This is a genomic window from Cupriavidus sp. FW305-3-2-15-C-LB2 (assembly GCF_058787575.1).
In genome coordinates this window covers 64,449-90,571 of sequence record NZ_JBYSZW010000015.1, presented here as the reverse complement: position 1 = coordinate 90,571, position 26,123 = coordinate 64,449, and the positions used below count along the sequence as shown (strand labels likewise).

The following is a 26,123-nucleotide window of genomic DNA, read 5'->3' as shown; positions in this document are numbered from 1 at the left end:
GCCATGTCAGAACGTTATCCCATTATCGCCATCACCGGCTCCTCGGGCGCCGGTACCACGTCGGTGACCCGTACCTTCGAGAACATCTTCCGCCGCGAGGGCGTGAAGTCAGTGGTGATCGAAGGCGACAGCTTCCACCGCTATGACCGCGCCGAGATGAAGGTCAAGATGGCCGAGGCCGAGCGCACCGGCAATATGAACTTCAGCCACTTCGGCGAGGAGAACAACCTGTTCGGCGAGCTGGAGAACCTGTTCCGCTCCTATGCCGAAACCGGCACGGGCATGCACCGGCACTACCTGCATAGCCCGGAGGAAGCCGCGCCGTTCGGGCAGGAACCCGGCACCTTCACGCAGTGGGAGCCGCTGCCGGCCGATACCGATCTGCTGTTCTACGAGGGCCTGCACGGCGGCGTGGTCACCGATTCGGTCAATGTCGCCCAGTATCCCAACCTGCTGATCGGCGTGGTCCCTGTCATCAACCTGGAATGGATCCAGAAGCTCTGGCGCGACAAGAAGCAGCGCGGCTATTCGACCGAGGCCGTGACCGACACCATCCTGCGCCGCATGCCGGACTACGTGAATTACATCTGCCCGCAGTTCTCGCGCACGCATGTGAACTTCCAGCGCGTGCCGTGCGTGGATACGTCCAACCCCTTTATCTCGCGCGAAATCCCCGCGCCCGATGAAAGCATGGTGGTGATCCGCTTTGCCAACCCGAAGGGGATCGACTTCCAGTACCTGCTGAGCATGATCCACGACTCCTTCATGTCGCGCGCCAACACCATCGTGGTGCCCGGCGGCAAGATGGAGCTGGCCATGCAGCTGATCTTCACGCCCTTCGTGCTGCGCATGATGGAGCGCCGCAAGCGCGCCGCGCAGTAAGGACTCGACCGTGAAACGCCGACTCGCGAGGATCTCCTGAATGAACGCACCAGAACGCATCGATTCCGCAGCGCGCTGTGCCAACGCGCTGCGCTTCCTGGCCGCCGACGCGGTGGAGCAGGCCAAATCGGGCCACCCCGGCGCACCCATGGGCATGGCCGAAATGGCCGAAGTGCTGTGGCGGCGCCACCTGCGACACAACCCGGCCAACCCGGCCTGGCCCGACCGTGACCGCTTCGTGCTGTCCAACGGCCATGCGTCCATGCTGCAGTATGCGCTGCTGCACCTGACCGGCTACGACCTGCCGATGTCGCAGCTGCGCCAGTTCCGCCAGCTGCACGCGGCCACGCCCGGCCATCCGGAGCTTGGCGTGACGCCGGGCGTGGAAACCACCACCGGGCCGCTGGGACAGGGCCTGGCCAATGCCGTCGGCATGGCGCTGGCGGAGAAGCTGCTGGCCGCCACCTTCAACCGGCCCGGCTTCGACATCGTCGACCACCACACCTACGTCTTCCTTGGCGATGGCTGCCTGATGGAAGGACTCAGCCACGAGGCCTGCTCGCTGGCGGGCACGCTCAGGCTGGGCAAGCTGATCTGCCTGTACGACGACAACGGTATCTCCATCGACGGCGAGGTCGCCGGCTGGTTTGCCGACGACACCCCGAAGCGCTTTGCCGCCTATGGCTGGCATGTGATTGCGGACGTCGACGGACACGATGCGCACGCCCTCGATGCCGCGCTGCACGAGGCCAAGGCCGAGCGCGACCGGCCCACGCTGATCTGCTGCCGCACCGTGATCGGCAAGGGCGCGCCCGCCAAGGCCGGCGGGCACGATGTGCACGGCGCCCCGCTGGGCGCGCCGGAGATCGCCGCCATGCGCACCGCGCTGGGCTGGGAAGCCGAGCCCTTCACGGTGCCGGCGGATGTCGCCGACGCCTGGGATGCACGCGCGCAAGGCGCCGCGCGCGAGGCCGAATGGGAGGCGCGCTTCGTCAGCTATTGCGCCGCGCACCCCGAACTGGCCGAAGAATTCGTGCGCCGTGCCAATGGCCGCCTGCCCGAGGGCTTCGATGCCGAATTGATGGCGTTGCTGGACGCGCCGTCGCCGCTGCAAGGCAAGATCGCCACGCGCAAGGCATCGCAGCTGTGCCTGGAGGCGCTCACGCCCGCCTTGCCCGAGCTGCTGGGCGGCTCGGCCGACCTGACCGGGTCCAACCTGACCAATGTCAAGGCGTCGGTCTGGGTCAACCATGCCGGGCATGGCAACTACGTGAGCTACGGCGTGCGCGAGTTCGGCATGGCCGCCGCGATGAACGGCATTGCGCTGCATGGCGGGCTGATCCCCTACGGCGGCACCTTCATGACCTTCTCGGACTACTCGCGCAATGCCATCCGCATGGCGGCGCTGATGCGCCTGCGCGTGGTCCACGTGCTGACGCATGACTCGATCGGGCTCGGCGAGGACGGTCCCACCCACCAGCCGGTGGAACACGCCGCCAGCCTGCGCCTGATCCCCAACAACCAGGTCTGGCGTCCCTGCGACGGCGCCGAGACCGCGTACGCGTGGCTGGCCGCGCTACGGCGCGAGGATGGCCCGAGCTGCCTGGTGCTGTCGCGGCAGGCGCTGATGCCGTTCGAGCGCAATCCGGCCCAGCGCGCGGAGATTGCGCGCGGCGGCTATGTGCTGCGCGATGTGCCGGCGCCGCGCGTGGTGCTGATTGCCACTGGCTCCGAGGTGGAAATCGCCATGCGCGCGGCGCTGGACCTGGCCGATGCCGGCATCGCCGCGCGCGTGGTGTCCATGCCCTGCGTGGAGCTGTTCTACGCGCAGGACGTGGCGTACCGCGACACCGTGCTGCCACCTGGCCTGCCGCGCGTCAGCGTGGAGGCGGGCGGCACCTGGTTCTGGCGCGGCGTGGTGGGCGAGCAGGGCCTGGCGCTGGGCATCGACACCTTCGGCGAATCCGCGCCGGCCGAGGCGCTGTACCAGCACTTCGGCCTGACCCCGGCGCATGTCGCCGCGGCCGCGCGCGTGCTGCTGGAGGAGGCGTGATGGCTACCGTATCCATGCCCTGCACCGCGGTGCTGATCGACCTGGACGGCACGCTGGTCGACAGCGCGCCCGATATTGTCGAGGCCGCCAACCGCATGCTGGCCGACTTCGGCAGCCCGGCATTGCCGTTCGACACCGTGGCCGGCTTCATCGGCCGCGGCGTGCCCAACCTGGTGCGGCGCGTGCTCGAGACCGCCGGGCTTACGCCGCGGGTTGAGGCCGCCGAAGCCGTGGCGATGTTCCACCGCCACTATGCCGAGACCAACGGCCGCCTCGGGTCGGTGTTCCCGGGCGTGGAGGCAGGCCTGGAGGCGCTCAGGCGCCAGGGCTACCGGCTTGCCTGCGTCACCAACAAGCCGCGCGCGCTGGCGGTGCCGCTGCTGGCGCTGACCGGGTTGTCGCAGTACCTGGAAGTGCTGGTGGCGGGCGACTCGATCGCGCAGATGAAACCGGATCCCGAACCGCTGCGCCACGCCTGCAACCTGCTCGACGTCGATACGGCGCAGGGCGTGCTGGTGGGGGATTCGGCGGTGGACGTGGCGGCGGCGCGCGCGGCCGGCATCCCGGTCTGCCTGGTGCGCTATGGCTACGCCGGCCCCGGCGGGCCCGCGGCGCTGGGCGCGGATGCGCTGCTCGATTCGCTGGAGGCGTTGCCGGCGCTGCTGACGCCGGCGCGGCTGGCGCCAGCCGCCTGATGTTGCGCCGGCGCGCCAGCGCGACCGGCAAGGATACCAAGACAAGTAAAGGAGACAGCATGACTATCAAGGTTGCCATCAACGGCTACGGACGCATCGGCCGCAATGTGCTGCGCGCCCACTATGAAGGCGGCAAGCGGCACGATATCGAGATCGTCGCCATCAACGACCTCGGCAACGCGGCCACCAATGCGCACCTGACCCAGTACGACACCGTCCACGGCCGCTTCCCGGGCGAGGTCTCGGTCGACGGCGATGCCTTCCGCGTCAACGGCGACCGGATCCGCGTGCTGGCGCAGCGCAACCCGGCCGAGCTGCCGTGGGGCGAGCTGGGCGTGGACGTGGTGATGGAATGCACCGGGCTCTTCACCAGCAAGGAAAAAGCCTCGGCCCACCTGAGGGGCGGCGCGAAGAAGGTGATCATCTCCGCCCCCGGCGGCAAGGACGTGGACGCCACCATCGTCTATGGCGTCAACCACGGCGTGCTGAAGGCCACCGACACGGTGATCTCCAACGCCTCCTGCACCACCAACTGCCTGGCGCCGCTGGTCAAGCCGCTGCACGAGAAGCTGGGGCTGGTGAATGGCCTGATGACCACCGTGCACTCCTATACCAACGACCAGGTGCTGACCGACGTCTACCACGAAGACCTGCGCCGGGCGCGCTCGGCCACCATGTCGATGATCCCGACCAAGACCGGCGCAGCCGCCGCGGTCGGGCTGGTGATGCCTGAGCTGGACGGCCGGCTGGACGGTTTTGCCGTGCGCGTGCCGACCATCAATGTGTCGCTGGTCGACCTGTCCTTCGTGGCGGCGCGGCCGACCACGGTGGAGGAGGTGAACGGCATCCTGAAGGCCGCCGCAGAAGGCGAGCTCAAGGGCATCCTGGACTACAACACCGCGCCGCTGGTCTCGGTGGACTTCAACCACAACCCGGCGTCGTCCACCTTCGACGCCACCCTGACCAAGGTCAACGGCACCCTGGTCAAGGTGTCGGCCTGGTATGACAACGAATGGGGCTTCTCCAACCGCATGCTGGATACCGCGGTGGCGTTGGCCCACGCACGCTAGCAGATCGCCATGATGAGCCTATCCCATGCTACGAACCCGCAACCGAAACCCGCGGCGGCGCCGCACACGCTGGCCGCACTGCTTGCAGCCGGTGGACTGGCTGGCAAGCGGGTCTTCATCCGCGCCGACCTCAACGTCCCGCAGGATGCAGCGGGCGCTATCACCGACGATACCCGCATCCGGGCTTCCGTGCCCGCCATCGCGGCCTGCCTGCAGGCGGGCGCCGCGGTGATGGTCACCTCGCACCTGGGCCGGCCGCAGGAGGGGGCGCCCGACCCGCGCCACAGCCTGGCGCCGGTGGGCCGCCGCCTGTCTGAACTGCTGGGCCGCCAGGTGCCGCTCTTGTCCGGCTGGACCGAGGGCGGCTTCCAGGTGCCGCCCGGGCAGGTGGTGCTGCTGGAAAACTGCCGCATGAACACGGGCGAGAAGAAGAACAGCGACGAACTGGCGCAGAAAATGGCGGCGCTGTGCGATGTCTACGTCAACGACGCGTTCGGCACCGCCCACCGCGCCGAGGCGACCACGCATGGCATCGCCAGGTACGCCCCCATTGCCTGCGCCGGCCCGCTGCTGGCCGCCGAGATCGACGCGCTGGGCAAGGCGCTGGGCCAGCCGGCGCGTCCGCTGGTGGCAATCGTGGCCGGCTCCAAGGTCTCGACCAAGCTGACCATCCTGAAGTCGCTGGCCGACAAGGTCGACAACCTGATCGTCGGCGGCGGCATCGCCAATACCTTCATGCTGGCCGCCGGCCTGAAGATCGGCAAGTCGCTGGCCGAGCCTGACCTGCTGGCCGATGCCAGGGCCATCATCGACATCATGGCCAGGCGTGGCGCCTCGGTGCCGATTCCGGTCGACGTGGTGTGCGCCAAGGAATTCAGCGCCACCGCCGCGGCTACCGTCAAGGACGTCAAGGACGTGGCCGACGACGACATGATCCTGGACATCGGCCCCAGGACCGCAACGATGCTGGCCGAGCAACTCAAGGCCGCCGGCACCATCGTCTGGAACGGCCCGGTGGGCGTGTTCGAGTTCGACCAGTTCGGCAACGGCACCAGGGTGCTGGCCCAGGCCATCGCCGAATCGAAGGCATTCTCGATCGCCGGCGGCGGCGACACGCTGGCCGCGATCGCCAAGCACGGCATTGCCGACCGCGTGGGCTATATCTCGACCGGCGGCGGCGCGTTCCTGGAATTCCTGGAGGGCAAGACGCTGCCCGCGCTGGCCGTGCTGGCACAGCGCGCCGCTGCCTGAACCCGACCTCACCGATTCTGCAATCAGTAAAGGAGCTTCATCATGGCACTCATTTCCTTGCGCCAGCTGCTGGACCACGCGGGAGAGTTCGGCTACGGCGTGCCGGCCTTCAACGTCAACAACCTGGAACAGATCCACGCCATCATGGAGGCGGCCCAGGAAACCGACAGCCCGGTCATCCTGCAGGCCTCGGCCGGCGCCCGCAAGTATGCTGGCGAGGCTTACCTGCGCCATATGGTGCTGGCCGCGGCCGAGACCCATCCGGACATCCCCATCGTGCTGCACCAGGACCACGGCTCCAGCCCGGCGATCTGCCAGGCCTCGATCCGCTCCGGCTTCACCAGCGTGATGATGGACGGCTCGCTGCGCGAAGACATGAAGACCCCCTCCGACTACGACTACAACGTCGAGGTCACGCGGCGCGTGTGCGAGATGGCGCATGCGATCGGCGTGTCGGTGGAAGGCGAACTGGGCTGCCTGGGCTCGCTCGAAACCGGCCAGGCCGGCGAAGAGGACGGCGTGGGCGCGGCGGGCACGCTGTCGCACGACATGATGCTGACCGACCCGGCCCAGGCGCGCGACTTCGTTGCCCGCACCGGCGTGGATGCACTGGCGATCGCCATCGGCACCAGCCACGGCGCCTACAAGTTCTCACGCAAGCCCACCGGCGACATCCTGGCGATGGACCGCATCCGCGAGATCCACGAGCAGATCCCTGACACCCACCTGGTGATGCACGGCTCCAGCTCGGTGCCGCAGGAATGGCTGGAGATCATCCGCCAGTACGGCGGCGACATCAAGGAGACCTACGGCGTGCCGGTCGAGGAGATCCTGCGCGGCATCAAGATGGGGGTGCGCAAGGTGAATATCGATACGGATATCCGCCTGGCCATGACCGGGGCCATCCGCAAGTCCTTGTCCGACGACCGCAGCGAATTCGATCCGCGCAAGGCGCTGCTGGCGGCCAAGAAGGGGGCGAGAAGCGTGGTCAAGCTGCGCTTCGAGGCCTTCGGCTGCGCCGGGCAGGCCTCGCGGATCAAGCCGGTGCCGCTGGAGCGGGTGGCGAAGCTCTATTCCTGAAGGAGCATCCGCACCACGAGCCCAGGCACACGCACCCCTCTCCCGCGAGCGGGCGAGGGGAGCAAACCGGCAGCAGGAGTTGTTCGCGTGACTAACCCCAACGCCGTCACCAGCAACCTGGCGCGGCACAAGGAGCAAACATGGCCAATCGACGCGAAGTGCCCGGTATCAGGAAGTACGACGGTCCCGCCGGCGGCTGGGGGGCGCTGAAGGCAACTGCCACGGCGATCCGCACGCAGATGGATACCGTCAAGGCGCCGATCACGCTGATGCGGACCAACCAGCCCGACGGCTTCGATTGCCCCGGCTGCGCATGGCCCGACAAGGAGCACCGGTCGACCTTCCAGTTCTGCGAGAACGGCGCCAAGGCCGTGACGTGGGAGGCAACCACCAAACGGGTGCCTCCCGAGTTCTTTGCAACCAATACGGTGTCGTCGCTGTTGAACCGGACCGACTATGAGCTCGAAGACTTTGGCAGGCTGACGCATCCCCTGGTCTATGACCGCGCCACCGACACCTTCCGCGCGGTGGAATGGGAGGCCGCGTTCGCCCGCATCGGCGAAATCCTGCGCGGGCTATCGCCCGACCAGGTCGAGTTCTATACCTCGGGCCGGGCTTCCAACGAAGCCGCCTACCTGTACCAGCTGTTCGCGCGCGAATATGGCACGAACAACTTCCCCGACTGCTCGAACATGTGCCACGAGCCCACCAGCGTGGGCTTGCCGCGCTCGATCGGCATCGGCAAGGGCACGGTGTCGCTGGAGGACTTTGACACCTGCGAGCTGATCATTTCGATCGGCCACAACCCGGGCACCAACCACCCGCGCATGATGGGGACGCTGCATGAGGCGTCGCGCCGCAAGGTGCCGATCCTGGTGTTCAACCCGCTGCGCGAACGGGCGCTCGAGCGCTTTGCCGACCCGCAGAACATGGTGGAGATGGCCACCTATGGTTCCACCCGGATTGCGTCGTCCTACTTCCTGGTCCGCGCCGGTGGCGACGCCGCCGCCATCAAGGGGGTGATGAAGGCGCTGCTGGACCTGGAAGCCAGCCAGGGCAATGTGCTGGACCACGACTTCATCGCGGTCCACACCGAGGGCTTCGAGGCGCTGGCCGACGATCTGCGGTCGACCGAATGGGCGGATATTGAAAAGACCAGTGGGCTGACCCGTGCGGACCTGGAACTGGTGGCGGCGGCCTATGCCAAGTCGAATGCCACCATCGTTACCTATGGCATGGGCGTGACCCAGCACAACGAAGGCACGGCCAATGTGCGCCTGCTGTGCGACCTGCTGATGCTGCGCGGCAACTTCGGCAAGCCCGGCGCCGGCATCTGCCCCTTGCGCGGCCACTCCAATGTCCAGGGGAACCGGACTGTCGGCATTACCGAGAAGCCGTCGGCCGGCTTCCTGCAGCGGATCGAGGACACCTTCGGCTTCAGCCCGCCCGCCGGACACGGGCACGATGCCGTCAACGCGATGCAGGCGATGATCGATGGCAAGTCCAGGGCGCTGTTCTGCCTGGGCGGCAATTTCGCGGTCGCCTTGCCCGATCCCGAGCAGTGCTTCCCGGCCATGGGCAAGCTCGACCTGAGCGTGCATGTCGGGACCAAGCTCAACCGCACGCACCTGCTGGTGGCCAGGGAGACCTATGTGCTGCCTTGCCTGGGCCGCACCGAACTGGATGTGCAGGAGACCGGGCCGCAATCGGTGACGGTGGAGGATTCGATGTCGATGGTGCATGCCTCGGCCGGCAAGCTCGCGCCGGCGTCGGAATTCCTGCGCTCCGAGCCGGCCATCGTGGCGGGCATTGCCACCGCGACCCTGCCTGACAGCAAGGTGCCATGGCTGGAGCTCGTCGCCGACTACGACAGGATCCGCGACCTGATCGAGAAGACGGTGCCCGGCTTTGAGGATTTCAACGCGCGCGTGCGGGTCCCTGGCGGATTCCGCATGCCCTTGCCACCAACCGAGCGCAAATGGGAAACGTCGTCGGGCAAGGCCGAGTTCTACGTGTTCAAGGGGCTGCATGAAGACAAGCAAGTCCATGCCGACGATGTGCTGCGGCTGGTGACCATCCGCAGCCATGACCAGTACAACACCACCATCTATGCCATGGACGACCGCTACCGGGGCGTGTTCGGGCGGCGCGACGTGCTGTTCATGAACCCGGCCGACCTGGCCGCGCGCGGCCTGGAGCATGGCGACCTGGTCGACATCGAGACTATCGCCGCGGGCCGGCAGCTGCGTTTCGAGAAGATCACTGCGATCGAATATGAAATTGCGCCCGGCTCCGTCGCTGCCTACTATCCGGAAGCAAACAGGCTGGTGCCGCTCGACTACATCGACGAGGACAGCGGCACCCCGTCCTACAAGTCAGTGCCCGTGCGCGTGGTGCGTTCGGAGGTGACGTAATGGCAGGCGAGCCCACCATCACGTAAGCACGGCTCATGCCCGCTTTCCAGCGCCGTTGTGCGCGGCCCTGAGCGCGCGCAACGGCCCTCTGTTGAAGCAATGCGACCTACCTGTGGAGGAAAGTCCATCATGCCGACCCTATGCGAAATCTGCAACGCACGTCCCGCCGTGGCGCGGGTGACGGTGGTTCAGGACGGCGAGCGCAAGACGATGTCGATCTGCGACTACGACTACCGGCAGCTGCTGCGCCACCAGGACATGCTCAACCCGTTCGACTCCCTGCTGGGTGGCGGCGGGCTGTCCCGCTTCTTCCGAGGAATGGGAGGCGGGATGGATGACGACGAGCATCCCGGATTCTCCACCGAAGTCCCGCGCGAATCCGTCGACCCCACCGATGCCTTCAGCGAGCAGACCATGGAACTGCTGCAGCGCGCCGCGGAGAAGGCCCACGAGCTGCGGCGCAATGAGCTGGACACCGAGCACCTGCTCTACGTGCTCGCCGATACCGATGTCTGCACGGCGCTGCTCAAGGAGCTAAAGCTCTCGCCGCAGGATATCAGGGGCTATATCGACGAGCACGCGCAGACCGGAACCGCCGGGCCTGACGCGGCCATCGACCGGATGACGATCTCGCCGCGGCTGAAGAAGGCCTTCCAGTATGCCTTCCAGGCCTCGCGCGACCTCGGGCATTCCTACGTTGGCCCCGAGCACCTGCTGATCGGCCTGGCCTCGGTCCCGGAAAGCATCGCCGGGACGCTGCTCAAGAAGTATGGCGTCACCCCCGAGGCACTGCGCCAGAAGGTGGTGAAGGTGGTCGGCAAGGGCGCCGAGGATGGCCGCGTCGATACGCCCACCGGCACGCCCACGCTGGACAAGTTCGGGCGCGACCTGACCGTGATCGCGCGGCAGGGCAAGCTCGATCCGGTGCTGGGCCGTGCGCAGGAGATCGAGAGCGCGATCGAAGTGCTGGCGCGGCGCAAGAAGAACAACCCGGTGCTGATTGGCGAGCCGGGCGTGGGCAAGACCGCGATCGTGGAAGGGCTGGCGCAGCGCATCGTCAATGGCGATGTGCCGGAGGTGCTGCGCGGCAAGCGCCTGGTTGAGGTGAACATCAATTCGATGGTGGCGGGCGCCAAGTACCGCGGCGAGTTCGAGGAGCGTGCCAAGCAGCTGATTGACGAGGTCACCGCCAAGAACGACGAACTGATCCTGTTTATCGACGAACTGCACACCATCGTCGGCGCGGGGCAGGGCGGCGGCGAGGGCGGGCTCGATATCGCCAACGTGCTCAAGCCGGCGCTGGCGCGCGGCGAACTGAGCCTGATCGGCGCCACCACGCTGAACGAATACCAGAAGTACATCGAGAAAGACGCGGCGCTGGAACGGCGCTTCCAGCCGGTGCTGGTGCCGGAGCCGACCGTCGAGCAGACCATCGTCATCCTGCGCGGCCTGCGCGACAAGCTTGAGGCGCACCACCAGGTCACCTTCGCCGACGACGCCTTTGTGGCCGCGGCGGAACTGTCGGACCGCTACATCACCGCGCGCTTCCTGCCGGACAAGGCCATCGACCTGATCGACCAGGCCGCGGCGCGCGTGCGCATCGGCGCCACCTCACGCCCCGCGGATATCCAGGAACTGGAGGCCGAGATCGCCCAGCTCAAGCGCGAGCAGGACTATGCGTCGTCGCGCAAGCGCTTTGACGAGGCCAAGGGCTTCGAGGACCGCATCAACGACAAGCAGAAGCGGCTTGACGAGTTGACCGAGGCGTGGCAGCGCAAGACGGGGTCGGAGACCCTGGAGGTGACGGTTGCGGCCATTGCCGAAGTGGTGTCGCGCCTGACCGGCATCCCGGTGACCGACCTTACCCAGGAAGAGCGCCAGAAGCTGCTGAAAATGGAAGCGCGGCTGCGCGAGCGGGTGGTGGGGCAGGACGACGCGGTGGTCGCGGTCAGCGATGCGGTGCGCCTGTCGCGCGCAGGCCTGGGGCAGGCTAACCGCCCGATCGCGACCTTCCTCTTCCTAGGGCCGACCGGCGTCGGCAAGACCGAGCTGGCCAAGGCCCTGGCGGAAACCGTGTTCGGCGACGAGCAGGCCATCATCCGCATCGACATGTCCGAGTACATGGAGCGCCATGCGGTGGCCCGGCTGATCGGTGCGCCGCCGGGCTATGTCGGCTATGACGAAGGCGGGCAGCTGACCGAGCGCGTGCGGCGCAAGCCCTATAGCGTGATCCTGCTGGATGAGATCGAGAAGGCCCACCCGGACGTGAACAACGTACTGCTGCAGGTCTTCGACGACGGCCGCTTGACCGACGGCAAGGGCCGCGTGGTGGACTTCAGCAATACCGTCATCATCGCCACCAGCAACCTGGGCGCGCCGATCATCATGGACAACCTGGAGCAGCCCGAGGACAAGCGCATGCCTGAGAAGGACTTGCGCGAGGCGCTGATGAAGGTGCTGAAGGGACACTTCCGGCCCGAGTTCCTGAACCGAATCGACGACATCATCGTGTTCCATGCGCTGTCGCGCGAGAACATCCGCGCGATCGTGCAGATCCAGCTGGAGCGTGTGGTGCGCACCGCCGCCGCGCAGGACATCACGGTCAAGCCCGACGATGAGCTGGTCGATCACCTGGTCGAGGTGGGCTACCAGCCTGAGTTTGGTGCGCGGGAACTGCGGCGCCAGATCCGCCAGTCGGTCGAGACCGGCCTGGCCAAGGAGATCCTCGGCGACAAGCTGAAATCAGGCGACAGCGTCGAGCTTGGCTACGACAAGGCAAGCGAAGCCGTGGTCTTCAGGAAGATGGAAGCCGTCAAGAAGCCGAAGGCAGGCAAAGCTGCCGCCAAGGGCGCTGCACCCAGGAAGGCGGACAGCACCGTCGCAGCAGGAGACTCCGGCGCTTGAGTGCAAGAGCCAGGGCAATCACGACTTTCGTGGGAGGTTCGCAAATGCAGGAGTACGACTTTTACATCAATCTGCTGAAGCCGACGCTGGGTCTCTATGTGCGCAAGGGGGAAGGACTTCAGGACCTCGCCGACGCAAAGGAGTGGCAACTTGAAGGGACGGTTCCGGAGAGCGCACTGCCACCCGGCATGTTGAAGGGTCTGGAAGCCAACGGGCACGCCTTCCAGGAACTGGGAGGGTAAGCAGCCACGCGCGGGCCGCGGCCTGCTCCTATGGGTTGCGGCCGCGCGGCTTCCTTCCTGCCAGCATTACTTCTCGTCGACAAAGAACTCGATACCTTCGTCGATGCATTCTTTCGGCTGGGCAAAGGTAATCCAGCCATGACCCCTGAGCGTGATTTCGTCACGGCGCAGGATGAGCGCGCTTTCGCCATCGATCTTCACATGGGTGCCGTTCGAGCTTCTGTCGATCAGGACAAAGCGGCCGCCGCGCGGCTCCACCGTGGCCTGGAATCTCGAAACCTGCCGGTCCGTGACGACAATGCTCATGGTCGTGTCCCGGCCGATGGTGACAGGCGGCGAGGCGGTGTTCATTTCGAAGACGGTTTCCCGATACCGCAGCGAAAGCAGTGCCGAGCGGGCCAATGCAAGATCCACCGGGGCCACCAGGGTCAGGTCGATGCTCTGCTGCCAGATCGCTTCGTACAGCTCGATCACCTGGTGCTTGCCGCGCACCTGTATCGGATACAGGTAGCGTGTCATCTGGCGCAGCCCTGCTGAGAGCTGCTCCACCGCGTTCTTGCTGGTGATGATCTGGCCCCGCGACGCCAGGCTGGCCAGTCGGGCGGCAAGGTTGACGGTGTCGCCGAACAGGTCGCCGGATTCATCCGACAGGATCGGGCCATGGTGAAAGCCGATATGGATCGCCAGCGGAGCGCCGATGATCGGCGGCAGCCCGGCGACGGCCTCCTGCATGTCCAGTGCCGCCCGCATCGCATTCTCCGCGGTGGGAAACAGCACCATGATTTCGTCACCGATGGTCTTGACCACCCGGCCTTGCGCGGCCGCGGAGTGGGACTTCATCAGCGCCAGGCACTGGCGGATTGCGCCAAGCGCCGCCGCATCGCCGGCCTGCTCGTAGAGCCTGGTGCTGTCGCAGACGTCCGCGAACATCACCGATCCATCAGAGGCGTCTTGTCGCGAATCTTGGTCCATATGCATCACAGGCCGTTTGATCGGAGCGCGCCATGCCTTCGATCGGCAGTGCGCTTCGTCTGCATGATTCTGCATCATAGAACTTCATCGCGACATTGCAGCGCTGGTGACCATCCCGCAAAAGTGCTGCTTGCCGATCCGGGCGCCTGGAGCCTCTGCTGCCGTTTCGTCTTGCCAGGGATCGCATCAGGCACTACAACGATCTAGCACGCCGACGACGGTGAAGGAGGAGGCTCCATGAAGCATGACGCCCGCAACCCCCTCGTCGCCGCCATTCGCCAGCTCTTGGCGGGGTCGGTCCTGACGCTTCCGGTGCTTGCCTTCGCTGCCGGGTCCGGCGGATCCTTCCAGCCCACGCAGGTGTCGGCCACGCCGGACCGCAATGCGGGGCTGCAGGCCTTCGCGCAGATCGAGCGTGTGCTGCTGCATGCCCGCTGCCTGAATTGCCACGTGCCGGACGGCCCGCTGCAGGGCGATGCGAAACGGGTGCATTTTCCACCGGTGCAGCGAGGCACCGACGGCAAGGGCGTGCCGCCGCTGCAATGCGCCACGTGCCATGGCACCCAGAACAGCCCGCTCGCGCATGCGCCGCCCGGGCTGGATACCAATGGCCAGCCGGGCTGGCACATGCCGCCGGCGAAGATGAAGATGTCATGGCTGGGCCTGTCCGGGCCGGCGCTATGCAAGGTCTTCCGGGACACCAGGACCAATGGCGGCCGTTCGCTGGCGATGCTCGAAGAACACATGGTGACCGACCACCTGGTGGCTTGGGGCTGGCAACCGGGGCCGGGGCGTGAATTGCCGCCGCTGGACAAGCCCGCGTTCGACGAGCAGGTGCGCCAGTGGATACGCAACGGCGCGCCGTGCGATACGCGCGAGCCGTTGCGCACCTCTGCCGGTCCTACACGCGCCGCCGCCGACGAAGCCTTGCTGAAGAACCTGCGCGCTATCGCCGGATCAGGCGCCTTGACCCAGACGAAAGGCACCAGCAACGGGAGCCAGCCATGATTTCCTTTCAACTGAACGGCAAGACCCAGCAGGTTGACGTGCCCGGCGACACGCCGGTGCTGTGGGTGCTGCGCGACACGCTGGGCCTGACCGGCACCAAGTTCGGCTGCGGCATCGCCGTGTGCGGCGCGTGCACGGTACATGTCGATGGCCAGCAGCGCCGCGCGTGCGTGACACGGGTGTCTTCCATCGCCGGCCGGCAGCTCACCACGATCGAGGGCATCGGCGAGGACCCGGTGGGGCGCGCGGTCGAAGAGGCCTGGGTGCGCAACGACGTCACGCAGTGCGGCTATTGCCAGAGCGGCCAGGTCATGTCGGCGGTGGCGCTGCTCAGGGTCAATCGGCGCCCGACCGATGCCGACATCGAACAGGCCATGAGCGCCAACCTGTGCCGCTGTGGCACCTACGCGCGCATCCATGCCGCGGTCAAGGATGCAGCCAAGGCTATCGGCTGAGGAGATGCCATGAGACTCATGCAGCAGGCAAGCGGCGGCATCGACCGGCGGACCTTCCTGAAACTGAGCTTCGGCTCGGGCTTCGCGCTCTGTGCCGTTCCGCTTGGCGCGCAGACGGAGGCGGCCGCGCAGCCCAAGGCGCCAGTGCAGCCATCGGCCTTCGTCAGTATCGATGCCGACGGCACCGTGATGGTCACGATCGGCAAGCTTGAGTTCGGGCAGGGCGTGCAGACGGCACTGCCGATGCTGGTGGGCGAGGAACTGGACGCGGACTGGAGCAAGGTGCGCTGCCAGCTGGCCCCGGCCGGCGAGGCCTATAAGGATCCGGTGTTCCATATCCAGATGGTCGGCGGCTCGACCAGCATGAAAAACTCGTGGACCCAGTATCGCGAGGTCGGCGCGCGCATGCGCGCCATGCTGCTCGGGGCGGCCGCCAGGCGCTTCGGGGTCCCGGCCGGGCAGCTGAAGGCCGAGGCCGGCGTGGTGACCGCGCCCGACGGCCGCCGGGCCACGTACGGCGAGCTGGCCGCCGCGGCCTTGGCCGAGCCGGTGCCAGCAAGCGTGCAGCTGAAGTCGCCGCAGCAGTTCAGGCTGATCGGCAAGCCCACCGGCCGGCTCGATGCGCGCGACAAGTCCACCGGCAGGCAGCAGTTCGGCATCGACACGGCGCTGCCCGGCACGCGTACCGTGGTCATGGTGCATCCGCCGGTGTTCGGCGCCAGGGTCGCGCGCTTCGACCCGGCGCGTGCCAGGGCCATCGCCGGCGTGGAAGAGGTCTACCAGGTGCCGCTGGCCGGCGGCGCGACCGGGTTGGCGATCGTGGCCAATGGCTTCTGGCCCGCGCGCACTGCGCGCGAGGTGCTGCAGGTGGAATGGGACAGCAGCGGCGTCGAGAAGCCGGATAGCGATGCGCTGCTGGCGCGCTATCGCGAGCTGGCGGCCAGTCCCGGCGTGCAGGCCAAGGCGGCGGACACTTCGGCGCTTGCCACCGCGCCACACAAGCTCACCGCCGAGTATGTCTTCCCCTACCTGGCGCACACGCCGATGGAGCCGCTCAACTGCACCATCGACTTCCGCGGCAACCAATGCACGGTGTGGGCCGGCTCGCAGTTCCAGACCGTCGACCAGGCCAACGTCGCAGCCGTGCTCGGCCTGAAGCCGGAACAGGTGACATTCAACACCATGATGGCCGGCGGCGGCTTCGGCCGGCGTGCGGTGCCCACGTCCGACTACCTGTTCGAGGCCGCGCAGGTGGCCAAGGCGCGCTACGCGGCCGGCCGGCGCGAGCCGATCAAGATGATCTGGACGCGCGAAGACGACGTGCGCGGCGGCTACTACCGCCCGATGCACCTGCACCGCGTTGACATCGGCCACGATGGCAAGGGCAAGGTGCTGGCCTGGAAGCACGTGATCGTCGGCCAGTCCATCACCAGCGGCACGCCGTTCGAGTCCTTCACCGTGAAGAACGGGGTCGACTCGACCATGGTCGAGGGCGTGAGCGACAGTCCTTATCCGTTCCCGATCGCGCTCGAGATCCATCATCCCAAGGTCAATGTGCCGGTGCTGTGGTGGCGCTCGGTGGGGCACACGCACACGGCCTACGTGATGGAGACTCTGGTCGATGAACTGGCGCGCGCCGGCGGGATCGATCCGGTGGCCTACCGCCGCACGCTGCTGCGTGAGCACAAGCGTCACCTGGCGGCGCTGGACCTGGCGGTCGAGCGCTCGGGCTACGGCAAGCGGCGCCTCTCGGCCGGGCGTGCCTGGGGCGTGGCGGTGCATGAATCGTTCGACACCGTGGTGGCCTACATCGTCGAGGCCTCGATGCGCGGCAACCAGCCGGTGGTGCACCGGGTCACCGCGGCCGTCCACTGCAATATGCCGATCAATCCGCGCACGGTCGAGGCGCAGGTCCAGGGCGGCATGATGATGGGGCTGGGCACCACGCTGCCCGGAGCCCAGATCACGCTGAAGGATGGCGTGGTCCAGCAAGGCAACTGGAACGACTACCGGGTGGCGACGCATGCGGACACGCCGCCGCAGATCGCGGTGCACATCGTGCCATCGGCCGACCCGCCGACCGGCATTGGCGAGACCGCGGTGCCGCCGATCGCACCGGCACTGGCCAACGCCGTCGCGGCGCTCACCGGCAAGCGGCATCGCAGCCTGCCGTTCACCTCGTGATCTTCGAGCAGTCGGCATGGCCTGCGTGCGGTGATCTCTCCCCAAGCGGGAGAGCGAGCACCCAGACAAAATGCCAACAGTCTTGGGTGCGCCAAAGCCGCCGGAACCAGCCTAAGCAAGATGTTCTTCCTTTCCCCTCATGGGGAGAGGGCCGGGATGAGGGGTGGTCTAGCCAGGATCCACATCAAGCGGCGCCTTCGGTTTTATCCATCACAATGCCCGTTGAAGTGCGAGGATCCGGAATTCGTGAGGCTGCGTTTTCCGGAAAATCAACCACTTATCAGTGAATTCGGCCAGCGCTTTCCAGTATTAGAAGCGGAAATAGCGAGACTGCACTGACTTGAGCGCGAATTCTGCTTCGCGCAGGTGCTCACTGTCCCTTGCCCGAGACGACGAGAACCCGTACACGTTGACGGGGGTATGCCGGAACCGGCGTTTCCTCTGGCATGCACGAGAAGTCAGCACTGGCGCGGGTTGACGCAACGGGCTTCTGATTCGGCAGTGCGGGAGTCCATCGTACACGAACGGCCATGGGGCGGCGGTGAACGGTGCATTCGGAAATGGCAGAGGCGGGCAATCCGATTAGCGGCGATCATGCAGTCTGATCCTGTCCGCATCCCGAGCCACCATGCACGTCCATCTGCAGTCCCACATGCACGTCAGCCTGCAGCGGCTGTTGCTGGCTTTCCCGCTGGCGGTCTCTGCGGCCCACGGCAGGCTGGTGCTCAGGCGCCGCGGCTATGAGCGTGTGCTGCTGCCGGGCCAGCAGCTCACCATCGAACCGTTTGAAACCTTTGCGCTGCACCTGGATGGCAGCAGCACTCAGCCGGCCGCGTGCACCCTCGAAATCCAGCGCATGATCCCCGCGGCGCAGCAGGAATACCTGCACCACCGCATCTGCAAGCGGGTCTTCCTGCAACCCCATTACGCCTGGAATGCCGCGTTTATCGCGGAACGGCTGGGCATGTCCACGGCACAGCTGCGCCGCATGCTGTTTTCGCAGGGCACGGCGCTGACCGAGCTGTGCCGCACGCAACGGCTGATGCGGTTGCTGTTCGAGGTCATGGCCGGTGATGCCGGCATTGGCGATGCCCGGCGGCGCGTCGGCTGGCCAGCCAGCAGTGATCTGGACTGCGCTTTCTACGACCGCTTCGGCTTATCGATGGAAGCTGCCAGCCGGTTGGCGGTCGCGCGCGCAGCGCAGCGGCGGCGCTCCGTCGCCTGACTCGTTCCCAAAAATCTACCGGACGTTCGCAAGGATCCGGGATCAGGTCCCGGATGCGAGGGTGCCGGCCACTGCGAATTGCGCCCGCCAGAGTGTACTGAACGCCGCGCTTTGCGAGATAATCCGCCCTTACGCTGCGGAATGATGTCATGCGCTTTGATCTGGTCGACCTGAAACTGTTCACGCATATTGCGGAGGCCCAGAGCCTGACCGGCGGTGCGCAACGCTCGCACCTGTCGCTGGCCGCGGCCAGCACGCGCATCAAGAACCTCGAGGAACACGTCGGCGTCAAGCTGCTGAGCCGCAGCAGCCAGGGCGTGAAGGTGACCGGGGCGGGGGAGACCCTGCTCGCCCACGCGCGCCGCGTGCTGCGCCAGCTGGAGCAACTGAGCGGCGATCTGCAGGAATATGCGGCGGGCGTGAAAGGCCATGTGCGCGTGTTCGCCAACACCACCGCGATGAGCGAATTCCTGCCGGCGGTGCTGCGCAGTTATCTCGTCAGCCATCCGGACGTGACCATCGACATGCACGAGCGCCTGAGCCCGGATATCGTGCGCGCGGTGCAGGAGGGCATGGTGGATATCGGCATCATTGCCGGCAACGTGCGCACGGAAGGGCTGGAGGTGATGCCGTACCGGTGCGACCGCCTGGTGCTGGCCACCGCGCTGAGCCATCCGCTGGCCGAGCGCGGCAGCGTGGATTTTATCGATACGCTGGACTACGACTTCATCGGCCTGCCCGAGGCCAGCGCGATCCACAATTTCCTGCTGCGGGCCGCGACCGACCTGCAGCGCACGCTGCGCTGGCGCGTGCAGGTCAGCAACTTCGAGACCGCGTGCCGGATGATCGAGGCCAATGTCGGCGTCGGCGTGTTGCCGGAGACTACCGCCAGCCGCCATGCGAAGACGATGGCGCTGCGCATCGTCCAGCTCAACGATGAATGGGCCGAGCGCAAGCTGCAGATATGCGTGGCCGACCTCGGCGCCTTGCCGCTGTTTGCGCGCAAGCTGGTGGACCTGCTGGTCGAGGACGGCCTCGGGCGCCAGGACTGAGGGCGCCCGGCGGACTAGGCCTTGTCCGCCAGCATCTGCCGTAGCTGGTGCTTCAGCAGCTTGCCGCTGGCCGTGGTGGGGATCGAGGCAACGCGCAGGATCCGCTCCGGGCGCTTGTACGGCGACAGGCGGTCGACCAGGTAGTCGTGCAGCGCCTGCGCGTCGAATTTCTCGCCATCCCTGATCTCGACGAAGGCGATCACTTCCTCGTTGCCGTCCGCGGTGGGCTGCCCGATGACGGCTGATACGCGCACGGACGGATGCGTGTTGATGACCGATTCGACTTCGATCGGGTAGACATTGAAGCCCGAGCGGATGATCAGGTCCTTGGTGCGGCCGACGATGAACAGCGCGCCGCCGGGGTCCAGCCGGCCGATGTCGCCGGTATTGAGCCAGCCGTCGGGCCGCAGGGCCTCGGCGCTCAGGTCCGGTGCGCGGTAGTAGCCGCGCATCACGCCGGGCCCCCTGATCCATAGCTCGCCGGGTTCCCCCGGCGGCACCGGCTTGCCTTCCGGCCCGACTACCCGCAGTTCCGCGCCTTCGACGATCTCGCCGGCCGAGCAGTCGGTGCGCGGCCGGTCCATGCGGGTCACGAACAGCGACCCCGCATATTCGGTCATGCCATAGCCATGGTGCAGCGGCTGGCCGAACATCGCCTCGACGTCGTGCTTGAGCGTCGGATCAAGCGGCCCGCCGCCGGTGTAGAGATAGCGCAGCCGCGGCGAAGCCTGCAGGGGCGTGCCCATTGCCCGCACATGGGCGACGATGCGGTTGAACATTGTCGGCACGCCCTGCAGCAGCGTGATCGCACCCTGCCGGATCGCGGCGGTGACGTCAGCGGCATTGAAACGCGCGCTCAGGTACAGGCTGGCGCCGGCCTGCAGGGTCGAGACCAGCAGTGTCCCCAGCCCGAACACATGCGACATCGGCATGACCGCATAGGCGCAGTCGTCTGCCTGCATGCGGCGCGACTCGACCGTGACGCGCGCAAAGTGCAGCAGGCCCCGGTGGGTGACCATCACGCCCTTGGGCTGTCCGGTGGTGCCGGAGGTATAGATCAACGCGGCGACATCACGCGCGAGCGCTTCAGGCTCGCGCTCGCCGGCCTCGTCGACAGCGCCCGCCATCAGCGGGCCGAGGCCGGCCGGGGCAATCTCCCTGGCCCGGTAGCGCACGCCGTGCCGCAGGGCATCGGGCGACACCGCGTGGGTGAACAGCATCAGGCGCGGCTGGCAGTGGGCGCGGATCACCTCGATTTCCCGCTCCGACAGGCGGGCGTTGACGACGACCGGCCACGCGCCCAGTTCCGACAAGGCGAACACCAGCGTGATCACCGCCAGGCAGTTCTCGGCCGTGATCAGCACCCGATCGCCGGTGCCCACGCCCTGCGCTTGCAGGTAGCGCTGCGCATCCTCGATGCCCGCCCACAGCTGCGCATAGGTGGTGGTCCGGCCTTCCTCGAAGACGGCCACATGGCCGGGGGTCTCGGCGGCCCAGCGGCGAGGGATGTCGCTGATCCGTGGTGGGGTGTCTCGGTCCGGTGGCATCTCGCGGGAATCCTTGTGCTGGAAAAACCGTTCGGCGAGGCGGGGGCCAGCCGAACGGCGCCAGTGTATGTGCGCCCGTTGCACGGTGCAATCGGTAATCGGCAAAGGCGGATTTCTTGTCTGCCGAAAGCCGCCTGGCCGCTTACACCACGCGCCTGGCGCGCAGTGCTTCCAGTTGCTGCGGGCTCAGCTTCAGGTAGTCGCGCAGCACCTCGTCGGTGTGCTGGCCCAGCGCGGGCGGGGCGTAGCGCAGCGTCGGGGGCGTCTCTGACAGGCGCAGCGGGCTGGCCGTGGTGACCACGTGGTTCACTGGCTCGCCGGCGGGCGGCTGGGCTCCCGGATAGCGCTCTTGCTCGACGCGCAGGCCACGGTGTTGCACATGGGGGTCGGCGTGGGCCTGGGCGATATTGTTGATGGGGCCGCAAGGCACGGAATTGGCTTCCAGCAGCGCGACCCATTGCGCCGTGGACCGGGTGCGCGTGAGCTCCATCATCATCGCGATCAGCGTCTTGCGGTTGTTGACGCGGCCGGTGTTGGTGGCATAGCGCTCGTCGCGCGCCCAGTCCACGCCCGCGGCGTCGCAGAAGCGTGCGAACTGCCCGTCGTTGCCGATGGCCAGCAGCATATTGCCGTCGGCGGTCGGGAAGTCCTGGTAGGGCACCACGCTAGGGTGGATATTGCCTTGGCGCCGCGGCACGTCGCCGGCGTTCAGGAAGCCCGCGCCCTGGTTGGCCAGCACCGCCATCGCCACATCCAGCAGGGCGATGTCGATATGCTGGCCGCGGCCGGTGAAGTGGCGCGCTTCCAGCGCGCTCAGGATCGCGGTGGTGGCGTACATGCCGGTGAACAGGTCGATCACGGCCACGCCTACCTTCATCGGGCCGCCGCCGGGCTCGCCGTCGGCGTGGCCGGTGATGCTCATCAGGCCGCTCATGGCCTGGATCAGCAGGTCGTAGCCGGGCCGCGCCGCGTAGGGTCCGGTGTGGCCAAACCCCGTGACCGAGCAATAGATCAGGCGCGGGTTGAGCGCGCTCAGGCTGTCATAGTCCAGCCCGTAGCGCTTGAGGCCGCCGGTCTTGAAATTCTCCACCACCACATCGCTCTGCCGGGCCAGCTCGCGGATCAGCTCCTGTCCCTCGGGCGTGGCCATGTCCACGGTGACCGAGCGCTTGTTGCGGTTGGCGGCGGTGAAATAGCAAGCCTGCCGGGTCGGCGCGCCGGCCTCGTCGGCGAGGAAAGGGGGCCCCCAGTGGCGCGTATCGTCGCCTTCGCCGGGTTTTTCGATCTTGATCACGTCGGCGCCCATGTCCGCCAGGTTCTGGGTTGACCACGGTCCGGCCAGCACGCGCGAGAGATCGAGCACGCGCAGGTGACTCAGGGCGCCGGTGCGGGCGGAGGGGGGAGGAAGGCCAGCGGCCGGCGTAGCGGTGGAATCTGTCATGTCAGGTCAGGCGGTCTCAAGGCAGGCTGCCCGTCCTGGGGACGGGCAGCGTTGCGCGCGGGCATGGTTCAGGCGTATTGGCGCGGGGCGCGGTGCTTACGCGCCGCGGGCCTCACGGATCATGTTGCGCGCGATGATGACCTGCTGGATCTGCGTGGTGCCCTCATACAGGCGGAACAGGCGCACATCGCGGTAGAAGCGCTCGATGCCGAACTCGGAAATATAGCCGGAACCGCCGAGAATCTGTACCGCGCGGTCCGCCACGCGGCCCACCATCTCGGTGGCGAACATCTTGCAGCACGAGGCTTCGGTGGAGACGTTCCTGCCTTCGTCGCGGCGGCGCGCGGCGTCGATCACCATGCATTCGGCGGCATAAAGCTCGGCCTGGCTGTCGGCCAGCATGGCCTGGATCAGCTGGAACTCGCAGATCGGCTGGCCGAACTGCTGGCGCTCCAGTGCGTAGTTCAGCGCGTCGCGCAGCACGCGCCTGGCCACCCCGACGCTGACCGCCGCAATGTGCAGCCGGCCCTTGTCGAGCACCTTCATCGCCGTCTTGAAGCCCTGGCCTTCCTTCAGGCCGATCAGGTTCTCGGCCGGTACGCGCACGTTGTCGAAGATCACGTCGCAGGTATGCGCGCCTTTCTGCCCCATCTTCACGTCGCGCTTGCCGAAGCTGATGCCGGGCGTCCTGGCATCGACGATAAATGCCGAGACGCCGGCCGAGCCCTTGATTTCAGGGTTGGTACGCGCCATCAGCGTGAACATGCCGGCCTGCGGCGCGTTGGTGATAAAGCGCTTGGTGCCGTTGACCACGTAGTGGTCGCCATTCCTGACCGCGGTGGTGCGCAGCGAACCGGCGTCCGAGCCGGCTTCCGGTTCGGTCAGGGCAAAGGAGGCCAGGATCTCGCCGGTGGCCAGGCGGGGCAGCCACGCGGCCTGCTGCTCCGGCGTGCCATCCATCAGGATGCCCTGCGAGCCGATGCCCACGGTGGTGCCCAGCAGCGAGCGGAAGGCCGGCGAGGTCTGGCACAGCTCCATGACCACGCGCACTTCCTCCTCCATGGTCAGCTCCAGGCCGCCAAAGCGCTCGGGGATGGTCATGCCGAACAGGCCCATCTCGCGCATGTCCTGCACGATATCCTGCGGGATTTCGTCGGTCTCGGCGACCAGCGCCTCGGCGGGCACCAGGCGCTCGCGCACAAAGCGGCGCACGCTGTCGAGCAGGGCTTCGAGGATGTCGTTATCGCGGATCATGTCGGTTCTTCCTGGGTGTCGGGTCGGTGTCGGTTCGAGGGGGCGGGACCATCAGTCCAGCGTCACGCCCTTGAGCACGCTGGCCCACTGCGTGCGCTCGCGCGCGGCGGTGTTCACGACATCCTGCGTGGTGCCGCTCCACTGCTCGTAGCCCAGTTCGGCATAGCGCTTCCTGAGCTCAACGTCTTCCACGGCCTGCCGCACTGCTGCGGCCAGCTTCTGGGTCTGCTCGGGGGTTACGCCCTTGGGGGCGTAGATGGCGTACCAGCCGCCGGCTTCGTAGTCCTTGAGGCCGGCAATCCCGGATTCGCGGAAGGTGGGCACGCCGGGCAGCGATGCGCTGCGCTTGGGCGAGCCCACGGCGATGGGCTTGACCTTGCCGCTCTGCACATAGCCGCTGGCGGTGCTGATGATATCGAACATCACGTCGATCTGGCCGCCGATGGTGTCGGTCATGGCCGGGGCATTGCCCTTGTAGGGAATATGGTTCAGCTGGACCTGCGCCTGCCGGGCGAACAGGGCCATGGCGACGTGGTTGGAGCTGCCGACGCCCGAGGAGCCGTAGCTGAGCTTGCCGGGATGCGCCCTGGCGTAGGCAACCAGGTCCTGGGTGCCCTTGAACGGCTCCTTGACGTTGGCCACCAGCATGTTGTAGTAGCGCGCCACCGGTGCCACCGGGGCGAGGTCCTTGGCCGGGTCGTACGGCAGGCTCTTCATGATGTTGGGCGCGACCGTCAGCGCCGCGCTGGCGGCGAACCACAGCGTGGCGCCGTCGGGCCTGGCGCGGACCACTTCATAGCCGGCCAGCGTGGCATTGGCGCCGGGCTTGTTGTCGACGATGACGTTGGCGTTGAGCGCCTTGCCCAACGCCACCGCAAACAGGCGCGCGGCCTGGTCGGCGGGGCCGCCGGCCGCGTAGCCGACCACGAGGCGCACCGGCTGGCCGTTGGGCTGTGCCGAGGCAGGGGGAGTAGCCAGGGTTGCGCCGCACAGAGCCAGGGCGGCCAGCATGGCGTGGCGGCGTGAGGTGGAAATCAAGATACTTCTCCTACGTAAAGCAAAGAGCCGATGGCAAAAGCCGAAAAGCAAAAGGCAAAAAGGCAGGCTCAGCCCCCGCCGTCGCGCACGGGGGCTGTACGGTGAATGGAGTGGGTTTTCTCAGTAGCGTTCGAAGACCGCGGCAATACCCTGGCCGCCGCCGATGCACATGGTTTCCAGGCCATAGCGGCCGCCACGGCGCTGCAGTTCATGCAGCAGCGTGGCCAGGATGCGCACGCCGGTGGCGCCGATCGGATGGCCCAGCGAGATGCCCGAGCCGTTCACGTTCAGCTTCTGCTCGATCGCATCCTGGTCATGCCATTCCCAGCCCTTGAGCACGGCCAGCACCTGGCAGGCGAAGGCTTCGTTCAGCTCGACCAGGTCCATCTGGTCCAGCGTCAGGTTCAGGCGCGCCAGCAGCTTCTTCACCGCGGGCACCGGGCCGATGCCCATGTGCGAGGGCTCGCAGCCGGCCGCCGCCCAGCCCACCAGCGAGGCCATGGGGGTCAGGCCCAGTTCGGCCAGCTTGTCTTCGGCCACGATCAGGCAGGCAGCCGACGCGTCATTCTGCTGGCTGGCGTTGCCAGCGGTGACGGTACCGTTCGGCATCAGCGTGCGCAGCTTGCCCAGGCTTTCACGCGTGGTTTCCGGGCGGAAACCTTCGTCGCGCGCGAACCGCACCGGATCGCCCTTGCGCTGGGGCACCTGCACGGGCACGACCTCGGCATCGAAGCGGCCGGCCTCCCAGGCTGCCGCGGCGCGTGCGTGGCTGCGGGCGGCGAAGACATCGGCCGCCTCGCGGCTGATGCCGTAGTCGCGCGCCAGGTTCTCGGCCGTCTCGATCATCCCGGAGATCTTGCCGAAGCGCTCGACCGGCTGGGAGCGTTCACGGCCGCGGTCGAGGCGGTCGAAGAAGCGCACATTGCCCGAGCGCGCGCCCCAGCGCATGTCGGTGGTGTAGTACTCGATATTGCTCATGCTCTCGACGCCGCCCGCGATCACCACGTCGGCGGCGCCGCTTTGCACCATCATCGAGGCCGTGACGATGGCCTGCAGGCCGCCGCCGCAGCGGCGGTCCAGCTGCATGCCCGGCACCTCGACCGGCAGGCCGGCCTGCAGCGCGGCCCAGCGGCCGACGCAGGGCACTTCGCTGTTGGCGTAGGACTGGGCAAAGACCACGTCGTCGATACGCGCGGGATCGATGCCGCTGCGTTCCACCACGGCGCGCACGGCGGTGGCGGCCAGTTCCTCCACAGGCACCGGGCGCAAGCTGCCGCCGAAGGTGCCGACGGGCGTGCGGAGGGGAGTGACGATTGCAGCTCTGCGCATGGAAGTCTCCTTGGAACTCTGTGTTGG

20 protein-coding genes are annotated in these 26,123 nt (G+C 67.1%); 14 read left to right on the top strand and 6 right to left on the bottom strand.

From position 1 onward, the window contains the following. The first annotated feature begins 3 nt into the window (after positions 1–3). From AC3WRR_RS13660 to AC3WRR_RS13620, 9 genes are all read left to right on the top strand, one after another. Complete coding sequence (locus AC3WRR_RS13660; RefSeq protein ID WP_010809295.1) at positions 4–882, top strand: phosphoribulokinase; 879 nt, start codon at positions 4–6, stop codon at positions 880–882. Between the two features lie 40 nt (positions 883–922). After that, positions 923–2,935 (top strand): transketolase, encoded by a 2,013-nt coding sequence (gene tkt / locus AC3WRR_RS13655; protein ID WP_010809296.1) that lies wholly within the window; start codon positions 923–925, stop codon positions 2,933–2,935. Next, positions 2,935–3,630, top strand: coding sequence for a phosphoglycolate phosphatase (gene gph / locus AC3WRR_RS13650; protein ID WP_010809297.1), 696 nt, complete (start codon positions 2,935–2,937; stop codon positions 3,628–3,630). Before tkt ends, gph begins: the two co-directional genes overlap by 1 nt. Positions 3,631–3,689: 59 nt before the next feature. Next, positions 3,690–4,700, top strand: a complete 1,011-nt coding sequence (gap, locus tag AC3WRR_RS13645; protein ID WP_010809298.1) for a type I glyceraldehyde-3-phosphate dehydrogenase — start codon at positions 3,690–3,692, stop codon at positions 4,698–4,700. A gap of 9 nt (positions 4,701–4,709) precedes the next feature. Beyond that, complete coding sequence (locus AC3WRR_RS13640) at positions 4,710–5,951, top strand: phosphoglycerate kinase (protein ID WP_010809299.1); 1,242 nt, start codon at positions 4,710–4,712, stop codon at positions 5,949–5,951. Between the two features lie 42 nt (positions 5,952–5,993). Continuing rightward, positions 5,994–7,031, top strand: coding sequence for a class II fructose-bisphosphate aldolase (fba, locus tag AC3WRR_RS13635; protein ID WP_010809300.1), 1,038 nt, complete (start codon positions 5,994–5,996; stop codon positions 7,029–7,031). Between the two features lie 140 nt (positions 7,032–7,171). After that, positions 7,172–9,445, top strand: a complete 2,274-nt coding sequence (locus AC3WRR_RS13630; protein ID WP_010809301.1) for an FdhF/YdeP family oxidoreductase — start codon at positions 7,172–7,174, stop codon at positions 9,443–9,445. 129 nt (positions 9,446–9,574) lie between these two features. After that, a complete protein-coding gene (locus tag AC3WRR_RS13625) occupies positions 9,575–12,349 on the top strand; it encodes an ATP-dependent Clp protease ATP-binding subunit (RefSeq protein ID WP_010809302.1) in 2,775 nt (924 codons plus the stop codon). A 44-nt stretch (positions 12,350–12,393) separates the two neighbouring features. Then, the gene (locus tag AC3WRR_RS13620) at positions 12,394–12,591 is read left to right on the top strand and encodes a hypothetical protein (protein WP_010809303.1); all 198 of its coding nucleotides are present in this window, start codon (positions 12,394–12,396) and stop codon (positions 12,589–12,591) included. Positions 12,592–12,657: 66 nt separating this feature from the next. On the opposite strand, the gene AC3WRR_RS13615 is transcribed toward AC3WRR_RS13620, so the two are convergent. Continuing rightward, positions 12,658–13,563, bottom strand: coding sequence for an adenylate/guanylate cyclase domain-containing protein (locus AC3WRR_RS13615; RefSeq protein WP_011617198.1), 906 nt, complete (start codon positions 13,561–13,563; stop codon positions 12,658–12,660). Between the two features lie 237 nt (positions 13,564–13,800). Between AC3WRR_RS13615 and AC3WRR_RS13610 the strand changes: the two genes are divergently transcribed. The 5 genes from AC3WRR_RS13610 (at position 13,801) to AC3WRR_RS13590 (ending at position 19,487) form a co-directional block, all read left to right on the top strand. Further along, positions 13,801–14,571: a hypothetical protein gene (locus tag AC3WRR_RS13610; protein ID WP_010809305.1), complete on the top strand. Its 771-nt coding sequence runs from the start codon at positions 13,801–13,803 to the stop codon at positions 14,569–14,571. Beyond that, entirely contained in the window at positions 14,568–15,026 is a 459-nt protein-coding gene (locus tag AC3WRR_RS13605; RefSeq protein WP_010809306.1) for a (2Fe-2S)-binding protein, read from the top strand. Before AC3WRR_RS13610 ends, AC3WRR_RS13605 begins: the two co-directional genes overlap by 4 nt. A gap of 9 nt (positions 15,027–15,035) precedes the next feature. After that, on the top strand, positions 15,036–17,210 hold the full coding sequence (locus AC3WRR_RS13600; protein WP_037025416.1) for a xanthine dehydrogenase family protein molybdopterin-binding subunit: 2,175 nt from the start codon (positions 15,036–15,038) through the stop codon (positions 17,208–17,210). A gap of 628 nt (positions 17,211–17,838) precedes the next feature. Next, positions 17,839–18,435, top strand: coding sequence for a helix-turn-helix transcriptional regulator (locus tag AC3WRR_RS13595; RefSeq protein WP_492297238.1), 597 nt, complete (start codon positions 17,839–17,841; stop codon positions 18,433–18,435). Between the two features lie 149 nt (positions 18,436–18,584). Next, positions 18,585–19,487 carry a LysR family transcriptional regulator gene (locus AC3WRR_RS13590; protein ID WP_010809309.1) on the top strand — a complete coding sequence of 301 codons (903 nt, stop codon included), beginning with the start codon at positions 18,585–18,587 and terminating at the stop codon, positions 19,485–19,487. Positions 19,488–19,501: 14 nt separating this feature from the next. Here AC3WRR_RS13590 and AC3WRR_RS13585 read toward each other — a convergent pair whose 3' ends face one another. From AC3WRR_RS13585 to AC3WRR_RS13565, 5 genes are all read right to left on the bottom strand, one after another. Further along, complete coding sequence (locus tag AC3WRR_RS13585) at positions 19,502–21,034, bottom strand: class I adenylate-forming enzyme family protein (protein WP_037025418.1); 1,533 nt, start codon at positions 21,032–21,034, stop codon at positions 19,502–19,504. 142 nt (positions 21,035–21,176) lie between these two features. Beyond that, positions 21,177–22,475, bottom strand: coding sequence for a CaiB/BaiF CoA transferase family protein (locus tag AC3WRR_RS13580; RefSeq protein ID WP_011617190.1), 1,299 nt, complete (start codon positions 22,473–22,475; stop codon positions 21,177–21,179). Between the two features lie 96 nt (positions 22,476–22,571). Next, positions 22,572–23,729, bottom strand: coding sequence for an acyl-CoA dehydrogenase family protein (locus tag AC3WRR_RS13575; protein ID WP_492297235.1), 1,158 nt, complete (start codon positions 23,727–23,729; stop codon positions 22,572–22,574). A 51-nt stretch (positions 23,730–23,780) separates the two neighbouring features. After that, positions 23,781–24,767: a Bug family tripartite tricarboxylate transporter substrate binding protein gene (locus tag AC3WRR_RS13570; protein WP_011617188.1), complete on the bottom strand. Its 987-nt coding sequence runs from the start codon at positions 24,765–24,767 to the stop codon at positions 23,781–23,783. 120 nt (positions 24,768–24,887) lie between these two features. Beyond that, the gene (locus tag AC3WRR_RS13565) at positions 24,888–26,096 is read right to left on the bottom strand and encodes an acetyl-CoA C-acetyltransferase (RefSeq protein ID WP_010809314.1); all 1,209 of its coding nucleotides are present in this window, start codon (positions 26,094–26,096) and stop codon (positions 24,888–24,890) included. Between the last annotated feature and the right edge of the window lie 27 nt (positions 26,097–26,123).